The organism is Rahnella sp. RcJ3, from assembly GCF_009498575.1.
GTDB lineage: Bacteria > Pseudomonadota > Gammaproteobacteria > Enterobacterales > Enterobacteriaceae > Rahnella > Rahnella aceris.
Genome location: NZ_QSNX01000005.1, coordinates 311,049 through 327,191, shown reverse-complemented (window position 1 = coordinate 327,191; position 16,143 = coordinate 311,049). Strand labels below are relative to the sequence as shown.

The following is a 16,143-nucleotide window of genomic DNA, read 5'->3' as shown; positions in this document are numbered from 1 at the left end:
AGGATCAACCCCCTGCAGTTTATGAAAGTGCCTGGTTCATGAGGCACGGAACAGTCTAGGAAACTAGGGTCTATTCATTTCAGCTAAATCTACTCCCCAAACTTCATAACCATGCTCGGTAAGATACTGCGCTGCCATTGCGCCATTTCCACATCCAAGCTCAAGAACCTTTGCTCCAGATGGTGGAAGATATTCATGTATGCTGAGCCAGGAAAACACCCGTTCCTGCTGTTCTTTCGCCCTTACATAACCATCTCCAGCCCATGCTGTAGCCCCGCTCGCTATCAGTTCACGATACTGTTTCTCGTAAATATTCATATTGGACATGCTTTATACTCAGCAAATAATCAGCTGTTACTGTATAGCCAAATAACGTGGATATGAAGACGACAATAAAGGTAAAGCGACAGCGCCGTACGGTCCACTTTTTACTCTTAGCGGCGTATTGGCACTGCCACAGGCATGTCTATGTAAAAAGCGAAGGTATTATAATTCAAGCATTCATTTGCCCTGATATACGATAACGATGATAAATAAAATACTGGTAAGTGCTTGCCTAATGGGGTTCAAAGTGCGCTATGACGGAAGCGAGAAAGCACAAATGACCGACCAGTTGCAACGCTGGCAGAAAGAGCAGCGTCTTGTGATCCACTGTCCTGAACTGGCCGCTGGGTTGCCAATTCCACGTCCCTCAGCTGAGATTGTTTCTACTGATGGTAAAGACGTAATGAAGGCGCAGGTCAGAATACTTGAAATTACGGGGCAGGATGTAACTGAGCACTATCAGCTTGCCGCCTGGTTGGCATTACGTACAGCTCAGGAGTCAGGTTGTACCGCTGCGTTGTTAACCGACGGCAGTCCAACATGCGGTAGCCAATTCATCTATGACGGTTCATTTAGCGGCCAACGTAAGTCAGGTATGGGAGTCGCAGCTTCGCTACTCACTGAACATGGTATAGCCGTGTTTTCTGAGAAGAGGCTCGCCGATCTCATTGCTTGGATTGATGAGAAAGAACGCTGAACATATTTTTCATTGAGATACGAAAAGAAATCAGCTTTTTTGTTTATTCCTGGACACCTTCTCAGGCCGCTTAGTGCCAAAAGTGGAAGTATCAAAGGGTCAGTGTGAGTTAATTTACGAGTGGTTGGTCATAGCTGATCAGTAATTAATCTAAATAATGGACATTCATCCCGGGTGGTTTGAAAATCTTAAGTCTATGATTTACATATTTGGGCATAAAGGCGGATGAGCAAAAATTTAGAATTCATGTTGTTAGCGCTTGAAAAATCACGTCATGCCTTACCTGGCTGCAGACCAAATCCACCTGTAGGGTGCGTAATTGTCCATAAAAGTGCGGTGGTTTCCGAAGGCTTCACTCAACTTCCAGGCCATCATCACGCAGAGATAGACGCCATTTCAAAACTAACGGTTCCAATTGGTGAATGTGAAATCTTTGTCACACTTGAACCCTGCTCCTATCAAGGAAGAACCCCCTCCTGTGCCTTGACACTTGCTGAACTGAAACCACTCCATGTCTATGTAGCCATGGAAGACCCGCATCCTAGAAACCGTGGAGAAGGACTCAGAATTTTAAAAAATGCAGGGGTCAGCTTTACGCTAGGCATTGGTAAACGAGAGGTAGAGAATTTTCTATCCCCTTATCTGGCGAAGTCTTAGGCCGTATGGACATAACAAAACTGTGTCAGCCAAAGGTCCGATGTTCGCTCAGAGCGGTTCAATCAGTGTGTAGCATCCATCGGTTGAACTCACAGCCCAGTAGCGGACATTCATAGCGAATGATATGGTGATTTCGAGTGAAGGGCAGATCCCAAAACGGGTGGAGGTGATTTTGAGAACGCAGAAAAGATGCATGGGATATGTGGCTATCGTCGTCGACGATTATGACCGAGCGATTGAATATTACACAAGTAAGCTCGGGTTTACGCTTGTTGAAGACACGCCTCAACCTGGCAAGCGCTGGGTGGTTGTGACGCCTAACCCGGAAAGTGACTGTAATCTTCTTCTGGCCCGAGCCTCAAACGATAGGCAGAAAACCTTTATCGGTAATCAGTGTGGCGGCCGGGTGTTCCTTTTCCTTCAGACCGACGATTTTTGGCGCGATTATACCGCTATGAAGGCCGCAGGCGTTCAATTTTGCGAGGAACCACGTGAGGAAGAGTACGGGATGGTGGTTGTATTTGAGGATCTCTTTGGAAATCGCTGGGACTTGTACCAGAACCACTAATTTTCCAAAGCGCCTTAGGGCGCTTCTTTAGCTTCAGTTTAGCTATCCATGATTTAGAGTAAATACGCTCACATTGATTGTCTGAGCCATTCACTCTGTGTAAGAGAAAAAAGCAGGCTAGGCGGCGCGTCTTTCACATCATGGATCTCTTTTACGTATTGCAACCCGGCTTTTTGAAGAACTTTCTGCGATGCCATGTGGTTTCCTCTAACTACGGCAGATATCTCAGTCAGCTTTAACTCACCAAATCCATATCTGACAGAGTATTTCGAAAACTCTGTCGCCAGACCTTTTCCCCATGCCTCTGCGGCGAAACGATATCCTAAGTTATTAATTAAGATATCTGCATAACTGCTGATGCTCAGACCTCCAAAACCAATGATCCTTTCAGGGCTATCCTGCAAAGAGATTGCCCAGTTTCCAAAACTGTGAGTTTCCCAGTGGTTGATCCAGCGAGCTAAAACAGTTTGTGCATGTTGCATGTCAGGATATGGCCCTGCGGGGTTAAAGGTGTTCGTAGCCGGGTCGCCATAAATTCTGAAAAGGTCATCCAAGTCAGATGTAGTTACGGGGCGAAGATGCAGTCTGGTGAGTTGTAGTTGCAAAACAATTTCCTAAATAATGTGATCATTAGGTTAGTTATATATCTGTTTTTATAGTTAGGGAAAAGCAGGTTCGCAACACCTCACCGTCAATTACCATACAGAGTTGTTGGCAATGATTTCGATGCTAGCTTACAGATCCGAATGTCGCTATGTCCGTTCCTCGCTCAAAGCTGCCCTTGATCCTTTAGCGGATAGGTCTGAGTAGCTATGCACCTTAAAATGATTCAAGAAATCTTTGTTTCGGGGCAGTGTTAGTAACCGCTACAATTTTTTGCTCATAAAGACGGTCTTTCCACCCATGAATGGTTCACGTCTATCGATTTCATATCCTAGCGCCGCATATAATGCAATGTTCGCCTCGAATGCTTCGTTCGTCTGCAGGCGAATTTCCCCAATCTCCGCTTGAGCTGCTTTACTTTCAACATGCGACAGTAATCTCCGGCCGATTCCAATTCCTTGCCGGTGAGGATGTACCGCAACATTTTCTATCCAAAGATGATCAGCATGGAGACATATTTCGATGAGGCCGACGACATCCCCTGCAACAATGGCCAGGTCAATGTCATGCTCACGGACGACTTTATTAAAATCGGCCTTCATCGGGGTCGGTTCACGACCAATGACCGAAATCCATTTGGAATAGGCCGCAAGAACTATCTCACGAACCAATTCCGCATCATTTTCTTCCGCGCGGCGGAACCCAACGGTGATGTCAGGCGATTTGCTCATCTAAACTCCTTGAAGCTCGGCTGCCACTAAGATGTGCAACATAACAGGCTGTGCAGCTTTGTGACTCATTAACGTCGGATTAGCGCCGCCAGTTCGACGTTGCAACTGCCAGGTTACTGACACTGGATAGAATAATCAAAATGTGTACATCCTCTTTTACGCAGCCCTTGCAGTAATGCCTGTGTCGCACCAGAAGACTTTTCGGATGGCGAACAGACAAGACAAAATTCACGGTGTATAGAAGGTGTCACCGGCAGCACGCACAGGCCTCGCAATTCAGCTGGCAGGGCAGATTCCGGAATCAGCGTCACACCCATGCCTTCACGCACCAGCATGCAGGCGCTGACCCAATCCCGTACTTTTACGCGTACATCAGAGAGCTGCAAGCCTGCCTGCTCCATCAGACTTTTTCCATTAACGACACATCCGCCTGTCGCGAGAATAAAGGGTTGGCCTGCCAGTGCCTCTAGCGTTATGCCATCCGCCTTTGCATTCTGTCCCTGCGGATGACGGGATGGCATGACCGCCACCCATGCATCCTGTCCCAATACAACGTCTGCTCGTCCCGGTTCGGGATTCATGACCACACCCAGATCCACAGTGTCTGCTGCAATCCATTCCTCCACTTCCTCGTCTGTACCTTCCAGTACCACCACGTCGATGCCCGGATGCAGACGCTTAAAGTCGCGCAGCAGCCCAGGCAAAAATGTGGACGTCACCGAGGGAAAACTGGCGAGGCGAATGCGTCCGCCCTTTAAACCGCGGCTCTCATCAGCCAGCACGCGGATGGCGTTCAGCCGTTCAAGCATTATCCTTGCCTGTTCGATAACCTGCTCACCCAGCGCGGTGACGCCGATGTGTCGACGCTCACGCGTAAACACCGGGAACCCAAGTGAAGCCTCTAACTGGGCGATAGCCTGACTGGCGCCGGACTGAGTCATTCCCACCTCTTCAGCGGCGCGTGAGATATTGCTGGCATCCGCCACGGCGACCAGTAAACGCCAGTGCAAAAGATTCATCATAGGTATCAGTAGCTCAGCTAATAGTTAATTTATGAATCATTAATTTTACAGCACGAGACACATTACGCACAGTGTGTTCAGGAACGGCCAGCATATTGCTAAAAAGCTTTTCAATTTTATCGGAGAGACCATGAAACTTTATTACGCCCCTGACACCTGTTCGCTTTCACCCCACATCGTTCTGCGTGAGCTCGGGCTTGAATTTGAACTGGTCAAAGTGGACAACAGAAGCAAGCTCACCGCAGACGGACGTGACTTCCGTATCATTAATCCAAAAGGCTATGTCGCCGCGCTGGAACTGGACAATGGTCAGATACTCACCGAAGGGCCGGCCATTGTGCAATACCTCGCTGACTTGAAGCCGGAAAGGGGGCTGGCACCGCGAGCGGACAGTTGGGCGCGAGTGCGTCTGCAGGAATGGCTAAACTTTATCACCAGTGAAATACATGCGGGGTCCGCACTGCTGTTCAACTCCACATTGCCTGAAGACGTCAGATCGCTCTTTCGTGAAAAGCTCTTCCGGCGGTTCGATTATCTGCAGGATACGCTCAATGAAAAAGCCTATCTGACGGGCCCGTCGTTCAGCGTTGCTGATGCTTACCTTTTCACCGTGCTGGGTTGGTGTAAATTCTTTTCCATCGAACTGAATCGCTGGCCTGTATTAACGGCGTATATGGCAAATATCAATGCGCGTCCTGCCGTGCAGGCTGCCTTACTTGCAGAAGCATCTCAATAAGCCCGATAAAAGCTTATGGCGGATGCAAATGTCTGACAGATGCAAAGTAAAAGATCCGCTTCCCGCTGCCCAGTGACATCCTTTTGGTGGGGCGTTTAGTGCCAGAGCGGACGTTACAGCTAATACCCGTCCTGTTCTTGAAAACATCACTAATAAATGGTCGATTTTAATTCTCACGTTTATTGCATTGTACGAATGGGCGCTGGAGCATGGAGCAGAAATGGAACGGGCCCAGGAGGTGTACGACTCGTCCCGGGTGAAAGAGATTTAGAACTCTGCGGCCAGCGCGAGACTTTCGCGGGCAGAACGGGGGAATCTGGTCGCGTTACAGCTTCAGGAAGCCCCGGTACGGTGGAGCAGGTTTGACAGACAGCATTTGCCCGGAGGTCTCTTGAGGCCTGATGCATTCAGGCCGGAACAATAATTGCGCATTCATGGGGGGTAATAAACGACAGGAGATCGCCTCATCCGCGGCCAACCCCAGCGAGCGTGGCTTTTCGCGCCAAAGGCGATATCACATCATTAAAAATGATTAAATGTCATGACTCAGCCTGCAATAAGTTAATCATTAATAGCCGGTGAGTGGTTTTTATATCGTTCAATTAACAGATGTAAAATCCCCATTGCACCGTGCGCATAAAAATAGACTTCAATAAAAGTAGTAAGGAACTTATGCCACCCGATAATTTTATCCGCTAAATCAGATTCAACAGTATTGAGTAAGAACCATAATCCACCCGATATGGCTACGCATAATAACGCCAGAACACCAAGCCCCTGAATAGTACTGGCAATGCCACCGGAATGGGCTTCAGGTAAGCGATATTTCATCAGCGTATTGATATCCTGTTTAATACCCTCAAAATCCAGCTTAGCCCAGGCAAAATAGTAAGTAAAACCTCTCTGGGTCATCATCCAGCCAAGCATCAGGAAGCCACAGATAATCAGCCCTGACCCGGAAATTACATGCACCCAGGTTATCACGCTGTCCAGGCCATGCCCGGCAAGCGCTTCAGTTTCAGTAAAGTTGGAGTTGATAATTTGTGAAAGTATTAAAAGTGCCACAACGATGTGCAGGGCACGAAAAAAAGGGGCGTACTCATGGGGTAACATATTCCAAATTCGTGATTTCATAGCGATTGCCTTAATGGATTGATCGACATTCTGAATCTTACGAAAGAATTATTAGCTTAACCTTAATTTTAAAATTATTTGCCAGCACGTTCTCATTCCGCCAACGTGGCAATAAATATTGAGAAGTGATAACTATTATTATTACCATCGGCATTTTGGCCTATTAACTGAACCCATGGCCAAATGCATTTTGCCGGGATTATTTATGCTATCTGGCAAATAACGCCCCCCCTGTTGCTGCAATTTCAGCCTGACGACATTATTTCCTCATGCATACCCTTAACCTGCCTTTTCTGCGAATCCCTCCGGCAGGCAGTCGGCAGGTTTTTGTGTCTGAGGGTGAAACCCTGATAAATCATGATTAATTAGCAGAAATTAATCTATCGAAGGCGGTCTTTAAGGTTGTCGGTTGAGAATATACGATATATTCTCAGTGCTTAATTCTTCGCCGGATCACCGCCATGACGACTGCCAGACCCTTGCTCGACGTTCGCCACCTCGCCATTCATACCGATGCCGGATTACCGCTGGTCAAACCGCTTTCCCTGCAGGTGAATTGCCGTGAAATGGTGGCGCTGGTGGGGGAATCCGGTTCCGGTAAAACGCTGAGTTCGCTGGCGCTGATGGGATTGCTGCCGCCGGGTGTGAGTATGACGGGCGGTGAAATCTGGCTGGCTGATAAACAGATTGCCAGCCCGCAGGGCGCGTTTGACACGGCTGTGCGCGGTAAACGGCTGGGGATGATTTTTCAGGAACCGATGACCAGCATGAATCCGGTGCTGAAAGTCGGTGAACAGATAGCTGAAGTGCTGGTGCGCCATCTGGGATTGGGCTGGAAGCAGGCGCACCGTGAGGCCATCGCTTTGCTGGATCGGGTCGGCATCCAGAATCCTGAGCAACGGGCGAAACAGTATATCCACCAGCTTTCCGGCGGCATGCGCCAGCGGGTCATGATTGCCAGCGCCATCAGTTGCAAGCCGTCGCTGCTGATTGCCGATGAGCCGACCACTGCGCTGGATGTCACCATTCAGGCACAGATTCTGGCGTTGCTGCTGGAATTGCAGCAGGAAATGGAGATGGGCGTGCTGCTGATCACCCACGACCTGAGCGTGGTGGCGCGTTACGCTGACCGCGCTTACGTAATGCATCAGGGAAATCTGGTGGAAGCAGGGCCGGTGGCAACACTGCTGACCGATCCGCAGGAACCTTACACCCGCAAACTGATCGCCGCTTCCCAGCCCGAACCGCGTCCGTTCAGCGCAGAAATCAGCGCGGCATCGCCGCTGGTGCGTTTGCGTGAACTGACCAAAAGCTATCCGCAGGCGCAGCGTTTACCTTTCATACCGGCAAAACGGCAAACGGTGCTTTTTCCGACGTCGCTGGATATCCGTCGCGGCGAAATTCTGGGGCTGATCGGCGAATCCGGTTCGGGGAAAACCACGCTGGGGCGGGCGATCATTGGCCTGACGGAAACTGACAGCGGTGATATCGAATTTGATGGCGTTTCCCTGACCCGCGCCAGTCACGCCACGCGGCAGAAAATGCGCAGCCGCGCACAGATAATTTTTCAGGATCCGTACGCCAGTCTGAACCCTAAAATGACCATCGGTGAGCAAATTGCTGAGCCGCTTCGTGTCTGGAAATTGCGTCCTGCCGGGCAGATTCAGGCGCGGGTAGATGAATTACTCACGCTGGTGGGGCTGGAAGCGCACCACGCCAGCCGGTTGCCCGGCGCATTTTCCGGCGGTCAGCGTCAGCGCGTGGCGATTGCCCGTGCGCTGGCGTTAGAACCGGAACTGCTGGTGGCGGATGAAGCCGTGTCGGCGTTAGATCTCTCGGTTCGCGGGCAGATCCTGGCATTGCTGGATGAGCTCCGGCGACAACTCGGCCTGACCGTGCTGTTTATCAGCCATGATCTCGCTGCGGTAAAACAGGTGTGTGACCGCGTGGTGGTGCTTTATCACGGTAACATTGTGGAAAGCGGACTTACCGCACAGGTGCTGGGCGCGCCGCAGCATCCTTATACGCAAACTTTACTGGCGGCAGCGCCGGATATCAGGCAGGCGTTGCAACTGCGCAACGTCAGTTAAAACCCGTCAGCAGGGGCAGTTCAGGATGTTCCGCCCATTCATGCCAGGATCCGACATAAATGGCCAGTTGCCTGTAACCCGCCAGTTGCAGGGCGGTGAATACCGTGGCGGCACGTGCGCCCCGGTGACAATAAATAATGATCCCCCGGTCGGGATGCAGTCCGGCTTTCTCCGCGCGATGGCGGATTTCTCCGGCATCCTGAAACGCGCCTTTATGCACCACATCCTCCCAGAACAGCAATCTTGCACCAGGAATTCTTCCTGCCCGGTGGCAGCATTCATGCGCAAATTCACCGCTGAATTCTGACGGACGCCGGGCGTCCAGAATCTGTGCGCCGGACGCCTGTGCCGCAAGCACTTCCGTCCGCGTGGCCGTCAGCGAATTAAGTTGCGCGATCACCGTACTGTCTGGCGCACGGTAATCCGGATTTTCTGCGCTTATCACTGCGCTGTTGCCGGTTCCCGGCATCAGCTCGCCGCCTGCGCGTTGCCAGGCATCCAGCCCGCCATCGAGCACCAGCGGCTGGCAGATGCCGCCGCACAGCGCAAACCACGCACCGCGCGGGGAGCGCATGCCGACCTGTTGTTCAAAGAAAACAGGTGTGACGTTGTCACGGATGTCCAGCGACTGCCAGGCACGCTGAAAGGCATTGAACAGGCTGTTCACACCGGCTTCAGTGCTGTCGGGAATAAAGTAATCATAAACATTCAGATGATGCGCGCCCGGCAGGGTTGCGGCCTGCCACTGAGCGATCTCACGCACATCAATCAGCGCGAACTGTTCGCCATTTTTTTGGCGTTCACGCAGCTCTGCGGCGCTGATAATGATGCGCGGCAAGGGGAAAGCAGAGTAATCAGGCAAGGTAAAATGACTCCGGAAAAAGCGGTAACAGCGTGCCGGTTCGCCGCTGCTGCGCGAGTGCCAGCACGCGGGCCGCCAGGGCGATGTCGAAAACGTTGAGGCCAAACGAGGAGAAATACACACTGTCATCCGGCGCAGGTCGCCAGCCATCGAGCAGCAGATTGCTTAAATCAGCATCAACGCGATCCGGCGAAAATTGCCCGGCGCGGTACATCTGGAAGAGGCTTTTGGCGCTGGTTTCGCAGAAATCTCCCCACAAATCGACCACCACTTTTGTGGCGAGGGCAATCGCCTCAAACGCGACTTCGTGATAACCCACCTGAATAACCAGCCTTCCGGGGCGGATTGCCTCCGCGCCCAGCAGCGGTTCGGCGGCGCTGGTGCAGGTGATCACGGCGTCGATGTCTTGTGCGCAGGCGTGCGGTAAACCGGTGATTCGGACCAGCGGCCACGGCAGGTTATCGCTGTCTGTGGCAAAAGCAGATGCGCTGCGGCTCCACCAGCTGACCTGTTGCAGGTCCGGGAAAAGCTGACGCAGCATATCGAGATGTGCCGTGGCCTGCACGCCGGTGCCGAGTAGCAGAACGCGCTGTACGGGACGCGGTGCGGCATGGCGTAACGCCAGCGCCGAGACGGCAGCGGTGCGGGCGGCAGTCAGCGCGGCGCTTTCCACCAGCCCGAGTGGCAGACCGTTATCTGCGCGGTTAATCAGCGTCATCGCCATCGCCTGCGGCAGCCCGTCGTGCGCATCGGGGCGATGTGCCGTCCATTTCACGCCAGCGGCATTGAAACGACCGCCTACGCAGGCGGGCAGCGCGTAGGCTTTTCCCCGCGCACCGGCAAGACTGACGTGGGTTTCCGCTGGCATCTGCGTCTGTTGCTGGCGCATTAAGGTGACAACGTCACGCACGTCATCCAGCGCGGCCTGCGCCTGCGTACCGCCGAGCGCCATGACATCCCGCTGATTCAGATAGCGAAAACCCTGCGTCATCTCAGTGCTCCAGCAAGGTCTGAGCAAAGGGATACAGCGCCGGTGAGCCGCCACAGTGCACGAAAATCACCCGTGAACCGGCGCTGATTTTGCCTTGCTCCACCAGACTGATCAGCCCGTGCATGGCTTTGCCGGTGTAGACCGGATCCAGCAGCAAACCTTCGGCCTGCGCAACACGGTAGATGGCATCAATGCCGCCGTCAGACGGCACGCCGTAGGCGGTGCCGACAAATTCGTCTTCAATCCAGATATCGTCAGGCGTCCAGTGTTGCGGCCATTCCAGCAAATCAGCACAATCCTGCGCCATGGCGGAAATTCGTGTCCGGAACCATTCCGCTTTGGCGCTGACGCTGATACCCACGATTTTGGTGTCCGGCCAGTATTTACGTGCGCCGACATACAGCCCGGCCAGCGTACCGCCGGAACCGGTCGGCGCGACAATCACGTCCGGCGGCAACTGATGACGTTCTTTAAGCTGGGCGTCCATTTCTTCGATAGCGCGCACATAACCCAATGCGCCGAGCGGCGTGGCGCCGCCGAGCGGGATAATCAGCGCTTTTTCACCGCGTTCCTGTGCCGCGTCGGCATGGGCATTCATCGCCCCTTCAATCTGGGTGAAATAGCCGTCAGGGTCGAGAAACTCCAGCTCCGCGCCGAACAGTTTATCGAGCAGAAGATTGCCCTGATAGGTTTCCGGCTGATGGCCGCGCAGCACCAGCACCGGTTTCATGCCGAACTTACGCGCCGCCGCCGCCACCATCCGGGCATGGTTGGACTGATGCCCGCCGGTGGTGATAACCACATTGACCTGCTTGCGGCAGGCATCGGCCATCAGATATTCCAGTTTGCGGACTTTATTACCGCCGCCGCCGAAGCCGGTGTAATCATCACGTTTGATATCCAGCGTGATGCCGAGTGAGTCGCCGAGTGTGCTCAGGCGTTCGAGCGGTGTGGGGAAGAATCCCAGTGAAACACGTTCAAAATCATCTGCTTGTTTCATCATAATTTTCCTGGTGATTATCTTTTAAAACATTCCCGGATGTTGACGCAAAGCCTCGCCGGATTATTCCGGCAAAGCAGAAAAAGGGGTGTCGCGGGCGTAAAAACGGATCCAGTCGGTGACGGATTGCTGAAAGCGTTCCAGCCCGCGCAGGGTGACAAATTCATTCACGCCGTGCGCATTGCCGCCGTGGCCGAGGCCGCCAATCAGAAAGGCCGGTGCGATGCGGGCAAAGGTATACGCCGGTGCGCAGCCGGGTGCCCACGGCCAGACCTGCGGTTGCGCGCCCTGAGCCTGATAGCTGGCGAGCAGGGCATCGACGCCGGGGCTGTTGCGCGGGAAACGGTGGCCGGGGTAACTGTCGTCCAGCTCAAGTTCCACGCCGTCGAATTCCGCCCGGCAGAGCGTCTGGCGGATTGCCGCCAGCAGGTTTTCACCGTCAATGCCCGGCGGTACGCGCAGCGCGAGTTCCGCGCTGGCGCTGTGCGGGATCACGCCCCGTGCCTGTTGCGGATCACTGCAGATTTCTGAAATGTTGAGCACCGCGCCGTTGATCAGTTGTTGCAGGCAGGCCAGCGTATCGCCGCTGACCGATAATTTTTCACTGCTGCGAAAGTGCAGTTCATCGCTGATGCTGAACTGTTGCGCCAGAGTATGCAGCAGCCGGTTTGCCGGTTCATCCACCGTCTGACGGGCGATGACGCCGCTGTTTTCGGCGGGTGCAATGGCATGAAGGGCATGAACCAGCCGCCAGACGGGATTGGCAATCCAGTTGGCGTTACTGGCATGGATAGCCGCGTGAGGGCCACCCCATGCGCCGCCGCTGACCCGTAAACGGCCGCCGCTCAGTCCGCTGAAACCGAGATACACGCGAGGTGCGCCGCCGCCGTATTCACACAGCGAGGGGAAAAACACCGCCCCGGCGGACGGCACCGGACAGGGTTCCTGCGCCAGGTAACGCCGTAACCGGCCACTGCCCGTTTCTTCCTCGCCTTCGAGAATGATCTCGAGATTAACGTCCGGCCCGCCTGCGTCACACAGCGATTTTATCGCCATCAGCATGCCTGCCAGTGGCCCTTTATTGTTCTCTGCGCCGCGTGCGATATACACCGCACCGGTGCCCGGCCATTCGGTAATACCGCCGGTGAAGGGCGGGAATTCCCAGCCTTCGTCCGTGGCAGGCATCACGTCGTACATGTTGTACAGCACCAGCGTTTTTGCCGCCTGACGCTCAATGCGCATGTGCACCAGCGGCGGCGTGTTTTCGTCATTTTGAGCGCTGACCGGCAACACCGGCACGCCGTGCAGATTCTGGCGGATCCAGTCTTCCAGCCACTGTGCCAGTTCGCGCTGCGGGCTGAGCTGGCCGGAAACACTGGCGAACGGCGTCATCGCCTTGAGTAAATCGAGCGTCGGTTGCAGCGCCGGGGGAACGGGATGTGTCACAGGCGGATCCTCGGATTGAGTACCACATAGAGCAAATCGATAATCAGGTTAATGCCGACAAACACCAGCGCGGCGAGCAGCACAATGGCCTGTACCAGCGGGAAATCACGGTTCTGGATCGCCTGAACGGCGAGGCGACCAATACCCGGCCAGGCAAAAATGATTTCGGTCACCAGCGCACCGCCAAGCAGCGAGGCGAAATACATTCCCTGCACAGTAATGACCGGGATCAGCGCATTGCGTAAACCGTGGCGAACCACAATCCGCCAGCGGCTCAGCCCTTTGGCGCGGGCGGTACGGATGTAATCTTGTTGCAGAACGTCAATCAGGCTGGCGCGGATCAGCCGCGCAATGGCGCTCATATAATACGCGCCGAGGCTGATGGCAGGCATCACCAGCTGACTGGCGCTGCCATAACCGCCGGACGGCAACCAGCGCAGGTTCAGGCTGAAGGCGATGATCAGCAGCAGGCCAAGCCAGAACACTGGCACCGCCTGACCGCTGAAGGCCAGCAGGCGTGAGACCAGATCCCATAGTGTGTTCTGATATAACGCGCTGACGATGCCGAGCAGCAAACCGGCGACGGTGCTCCAGAGCAATGCGGTAATGGCCAGCAGCAGGGTGGCGGGAACGCGCTGGCCGATGAGTTCGGTGACCGGCTGGCTGTAGCGCAGTGATTCGCCCAGATCGCCCTGTAAAACGCCGGTCAGATAATGCCAGTACTGCCACGTCAGAGAACGGTCAAAGCCCATGCTGTGGCGGAAATTATCGATTTCCTGCTGGCTGGAGCCCGGCGGCATCATGACCGCAGCCGGATCGCCGGTCAGGTGCAGGCTGTAAAAAATCAGCAGCGACACGCCAAACATCACCAGCACTGACTGCCCGAGGCGTTGCAAGATATAACGCAGCATATCAGTCGAGCCTCGTGTGGGTTTTACGCAGCAGGCTGTCGCCGAGCAGGTTGCAGCCAATCACCAGTGCGGCAATCACCAGCCCCGGATACAGCACCAGCCACTGTGCGAGCAGCATATAAGAACGGCCTTCGCCGATCAGATTACCGAGCGTCGGCGTCGGCGGCTGAATGCCCATGCCGAGAAAACCAATCGAGGCTTCCAGCACGATCAGGCGCGGAATATCCAGCGTCAGCAGCACGATCAGCGGGGTCATCAGACTGGGCAGCACATGGCGCAGCAAAATGCGCGGAGTGGAAAATCCCATGGCTTTGACCGATTCGATAAATTCCAGCTCGCGGATTTCCAGCGTTTTGGCACGGGCGACACGGGCATAAATCGCCCAACTGGTCACGCCCATGATCACAATGATATTGGTGAGTGACGCGCCGAACAGCGCCATCACCAGTAAGATCAGCAGGATGAACGGCACCGCCAGCTGGATGTCCATCAGGCGCATGATCAGCGCGTCGAGCCAGCCGCCGGTATAACCGGCAATCATGCCCAGCGCCGAGCCCGTCACCGCCGCAATTAACGCTGCCAGCAACACCACCATCAGCGAAAGCCGCGTACCGGATAAAATACGCGACAGCAAATCGCGCCCCAGCTGATCGGTGCCCAGCAGATGATGGCCGCCCGGCGAGGAAAAGGCCGCAGCCAGATCATTGGTCAGCGGATCCGGCAGGGGCAGCCACGGCGCCAGCAGCGCCGGAACAATCACCAGTAACAGCAACAGTCCGCCGAGGAGCCCGTCGCCGTAAAACCGGCGGCGGGATTTCCTTTGCAGGGTTGTACGCAGTGAAATCATTTCATCCTCAGGTCAAACAGCGGGATCCGCGAATCGGCGCGGCCGGTGAAGGTCACGTTGTCGGCACTGGCATACAGGGAATCTTCTTTGTACAGCGGGATAAGCGGTTGCTGGCTGGCGACAACCTGCTGTATCTGCTGCAAAATCTTCTCACGCTTGGCCGGGTCGACCGTGGTACGGCTGCTGTTCAGCAGGGCATCCAGTTCAGGCGAATTCACCGTAGAATACGGCTCGCCGGAGTGCAGGATCGGATAAAGCGCGGCATCGGCGTCCAGCGTCTGTGTTGATCCCCACGCCAGCATGTACATCGGTGCCTGTTTCTGCGCCGCGACCTGCTGGGTATAGACCGACCATTCCGGCACTTCGAGTTGCGCTTTCACGCCGATGGCTGCCAGATCCTGCACAATCGCCTGGGCGACGTCTGCACTGGCAATATAACGGCGGGGTGCCTGGAAGCGCAGGGTGAAGCCTTGCGGATAGCCCGCTTCTGCCAGTAACGCTTTGGCTTTGGCGATGTCCTGCGCCGGTGCAGGGATCGCCTCATAGCCAAAATCTTTCGGTCCGGCCATGGTGCCGGTCGGCGTGCCGAAACCGTGCAGTAAATCGCGGGTATAGGCCGTGCGGTTCAGCGCCAGTGATAACGCCTGACGGACGCGCACATCATTCAGCGGTTTCTGGTCGTTCTTCAGTCCGAGGTAAATGGTCAGTCCGCCATTTTTTACCTGTTCGAGATGCACGCCCGGTTTATTTTTCAGCGCCGGCACCAGATCGGCCGGTACGCCATCAACCAGTTGTACTTCGCCGGTCAGCAGGGCGGTGATGCGCCCGGTGGCCTCCGGGATCGGACGCCAGGTGACGGTATCGATGGCGGGCTTGCCGCGCCAGTAATCCGGATTGGCCTGCATCACCACTTTTTCATCGGGAATAAATGCGGTGAGGGTGTACGCGCCGGAACCCACCGGTTTGCGGGCAAATTCCGCAGCACCGACTTTGGTGACATACGCCGGTGGCACAATATAGGTCGGGTAGCGACTCATGCGGGTTGGCAGCAGCGGGTCGGGGCCGGTGGTGTGGATTTTCACCTGATAATCGCCGGTAACTTCCACGGATTTGATGGTGCGGATATACGAAATGGTCGGCGCGTGATTCGCAGGATCCAGAATACGGTCGATAGAGAATTTCACCGCCTGCGCATTGACCGGCTCGCCGTCGCTGAACTTCACACCCTGACGCAGGGTGAACTCCCAGGTGGTATCATCGGGTGATTTCCAGCTTGTCGCCAGCCCCGGTTGCAACTGCATATTGGCGTCGCGCAGCACCAGCGTATCAAAGAGGTTATCCACCAGTGTGGCAGACTCTTTCAGGAAACCCGGATCCATCGCCGTGGCGGAAGCTGGCTGGGCGATCACCAGTTCAGAGGCGAAAGCAGCCGGTGTTGTCAGGCTGATAAGCAGGGCCAGTGAAGCCGGTTTAAAGGCAGGTATTCTCATTACGGTCATTCCCAAAGTGAAGCCGCCAGAAGAG

At 54.7% G+C, this 16,143-nt stretch carries 16 protein-coding genes and 1 pseudogene; 5 read left to right on the top strand and 12 right to left on the bottom strand.

Translation table 11 applies throughout. From position 1 onward, the window contains the following. Positions 1–78: 78 nt before the first annotated feature. A pseudogene (locus DXU84_RS09425) lies at positions 79–318 on the bottom strand (class I SAM-dependent methyltransferase); the annotation flags it as partial. 208 nt (positions 319–526) lie between these two features. Here DXU84_RS09425 and DXU84_RS09420 point away from each other — a divergent pair. The 3 genes from DXU84_RS09420 to DXU84_RS09410 all read left to right on the top strand — a co-directional run bounded on the left by DXU84_RS09420 (position 527) and on the right by DXU84_RS09410 (position 2,246). Next, entirely contained in the window at positions 527–1,021 is a 495-nt protein-coding gene (locus DXU84_RS09420) for a DUF523 domain-containing protein (protein WP_024191716.1), read from the top strand. A 225-nt stretch (positions 1,022–1,246) separates the two neighbouring features. Beyond that, positions 1,247–1,678: a bifunctional diaminohydroxyphosphoribosylaminopyrimidine deaminase/5-amino-6-(5-phosphoribosylamino)uracil reductase RibD gene (locus tag DXU84_RS09415; RefSeq protein ID WP_112152434.1), complete on the top strand. Its 432-nt coding sequence runs from the start codon at positions 1,247–1,249 to the stop codon at positions 1,676–1,678. A 172-nt stretch (positions 1,679–1,850) separates the two neighbouring features. Next, positions 1,851–2,246: a VOC family protein gene (locus DXU84_RS09410; protein WP_050144761.1), complete on the top strand. Its 396-nt coding sequence runs from the start codon at positions 1,851–1,853 to the stop codon at positions 2,244–2,246. A 68-nt stretch (positions 2,247–2,314) separates the two neighbouring features. On the opposite strand, the gene DXU84_RS09405 is transcribed toward DXU84_RS09410, so the two are convergent. The 3 genes from DXU84_RS09405 to DXU84_RS09395 form a co-directional block, all read right to left on the bottom strand. Continuing rightward, positions 2,315–2,851, bottom strand: a complete 537-nt coding sequence (locus DXU84_RS09405; RefSeq protein ID WP_112152435.1) for a GNAT family N-acetyltransferase — start codon at positions 2,849–2,851, stop codon at positions 2,315–2,317. 261 nt (positions 2,852–3,112) lie between these two features. Further along, complete coding sequence (locus DXU84_RS09400; RefSeq protein WP_112152436.1) at positions 3,113–3,580, bottom strand: GNAT family N-acetyltransferase; 468 nt, start codon at positions 3,578–3,580, stop codon at positions 3,113–3,115. 113 nt (positions 3,581–3,693) lie between these two features. Then, positions 3,694–4,602: a LysR family transcriptional regulator gene (locus DXU84_RS09395; RefSeq protein WP_194286510.1), complete on the bottom strand. Its 909-nt coding sequence runs from the start codon at positions 4,600–4,602 to the stop codon at positions 3,694–3,696. Between the two features lie 130 nt (positions 4,603–4,732). Between DXU84_RS09395 and gstA the strand changes: the two genes are divergently transcribed. Beyond that, a complete protein-coding gene (gene gstA / locus DXU84_RS09390; protein ID WP_121019309.1) occupies positions 4,733–5,338 on the top strand; it encodes a glutathione transferase GstA in 606 nt (201 codons plus the stop codon). Between the two features lie 561 nt (positions 5,339–5,899). Here the strand turns inward: gstA and DXU84_RS09385 are convergent. Beyond that, positions 5,900–6,472, bottom strand: coding sequence for a cytochrome b/b6 domain-containing protein (locus tag DXU84_RS09385; RefSeq protein ID WP_013575630.1), 573 nt, complete (start codon positions 6,470–6,472; stop codon positions 5,900–5,902). A 461-nt stretch (positions 6,473–6,933) separates the two neighbouring features. Between DXU84_RS09385 and DXU84_RS09380 the strand changes: the two genes are divergently transcribed. After that, the gene (locus DXU84_RS09380; protein WP_153375502.1) at positions 6,934–8,562 is read left to right on the top strand and encodes an ABC transporter ATP-binding protein; all 1,629 of its coding nucleotides are present in this window, start codon (positions 6,934–6,936) and stop codon (positions 8,560–8,562) included. Here DXU84_RS09380 and DXU84_RS09375 read toward each other — a convergent pair. From DXU84_RS09375 to DXU84_RS09345, 7 genes are all read right to left on the bottom strand, one after another. After that, positions 8,555–9,424 (bottom strand): sulfurtransferase, encoded by an 870-nt coding sequence (locus DXU84_RS09375; protein WP_153375500.1) that lies wholly within the window; start codon positions 9,422–9,424, stop codon positions 8,555–8,557. The genes DXU84_RS09380 and DXU84_RS09375 overlap by 8 nt on opposite strands. After that, positions 9,417–10,415 carry an ornithine cyclodeaminase gene (locus DXU84_RS09370; RefSeq protein WP_153375498.1) on the bottom strand — a complete coding sequence of 333 codons (999 nt, stop codon included), beginning with the start codon at positions 10,413–10,415 and terminating at the stop codon, positions 9,417–9,419. The genes DXU84_RS09375 and DXU84_RS09370 overlap by 8 nt, the downstream gene beginning before the upstream one ends. 1 nt (position 10,416) lies before the next feature. Further along, positions 10,417–11,415, bottom strand: a complete 999-nt coding sequence (locus DXU84_RS09365) for a 1-aminocyclopropane-1-carboxylate deaminase/D-cysteine desulfhydrase (protein ID WP_015689960.1) — start codon at positions 11,413–11,415, stop codon at positions 10,417–10,419. A gap of 63 nt (positions 11,416–11,478) precedes the next feature. Continuing rightward, complete coding sequence (locus tag DXU84_RS09360; RefSeq protein ID WP_370461756.1) at positions 11,479–12,861, bottom strand: M20 family metallopeptidase; 1,383 nt, start codon at positions 12,859–12,861, stop codon at positions 11,479–11,481. Continuing rightward, positions 12,858–13,772, bottom strand: a complete 915-nt coding sequence (locus tag DXU84_RS09355; RefSeq protein WP_013575624.1) for an ABC transporter permease — start codon at positions 13,770–13,772, stop codon at positions 12,858–12,860. The genes DXU84_RS09360 and DXU84_RS09355 overlap by 4 nt, the downstream gene beginning before the upstream one ends. Before the next feature lies 1 nt (position 13,773). Next, a complete protein-coding gene (locus tag DXU84_RS09350) occupies positions 13,774–14,619 on the bottom strand; it encodes an ABC transporter permease (protein WP_013575623.1) in 846 nt (281 codons plus the stop codon). Continuing rightward, on the bottom strand, positions 14,616–16,109 hold the full coding sequence (locus tag DXU84_RS09345; protein WP_015689958.1) for an ABC transporter substrate-binding protein: 1,494 nt from the start codon (positions 16,107–16,109) through the stop codon (positions 14,616–14,618). The genes DXU84_RS09350 and DXU84_RS09345 overlap by 4 nt, the downstream gene beginning before the upstream one ends. Positions 16,110–16,143 lie beyond the last annotated feature (34 nt).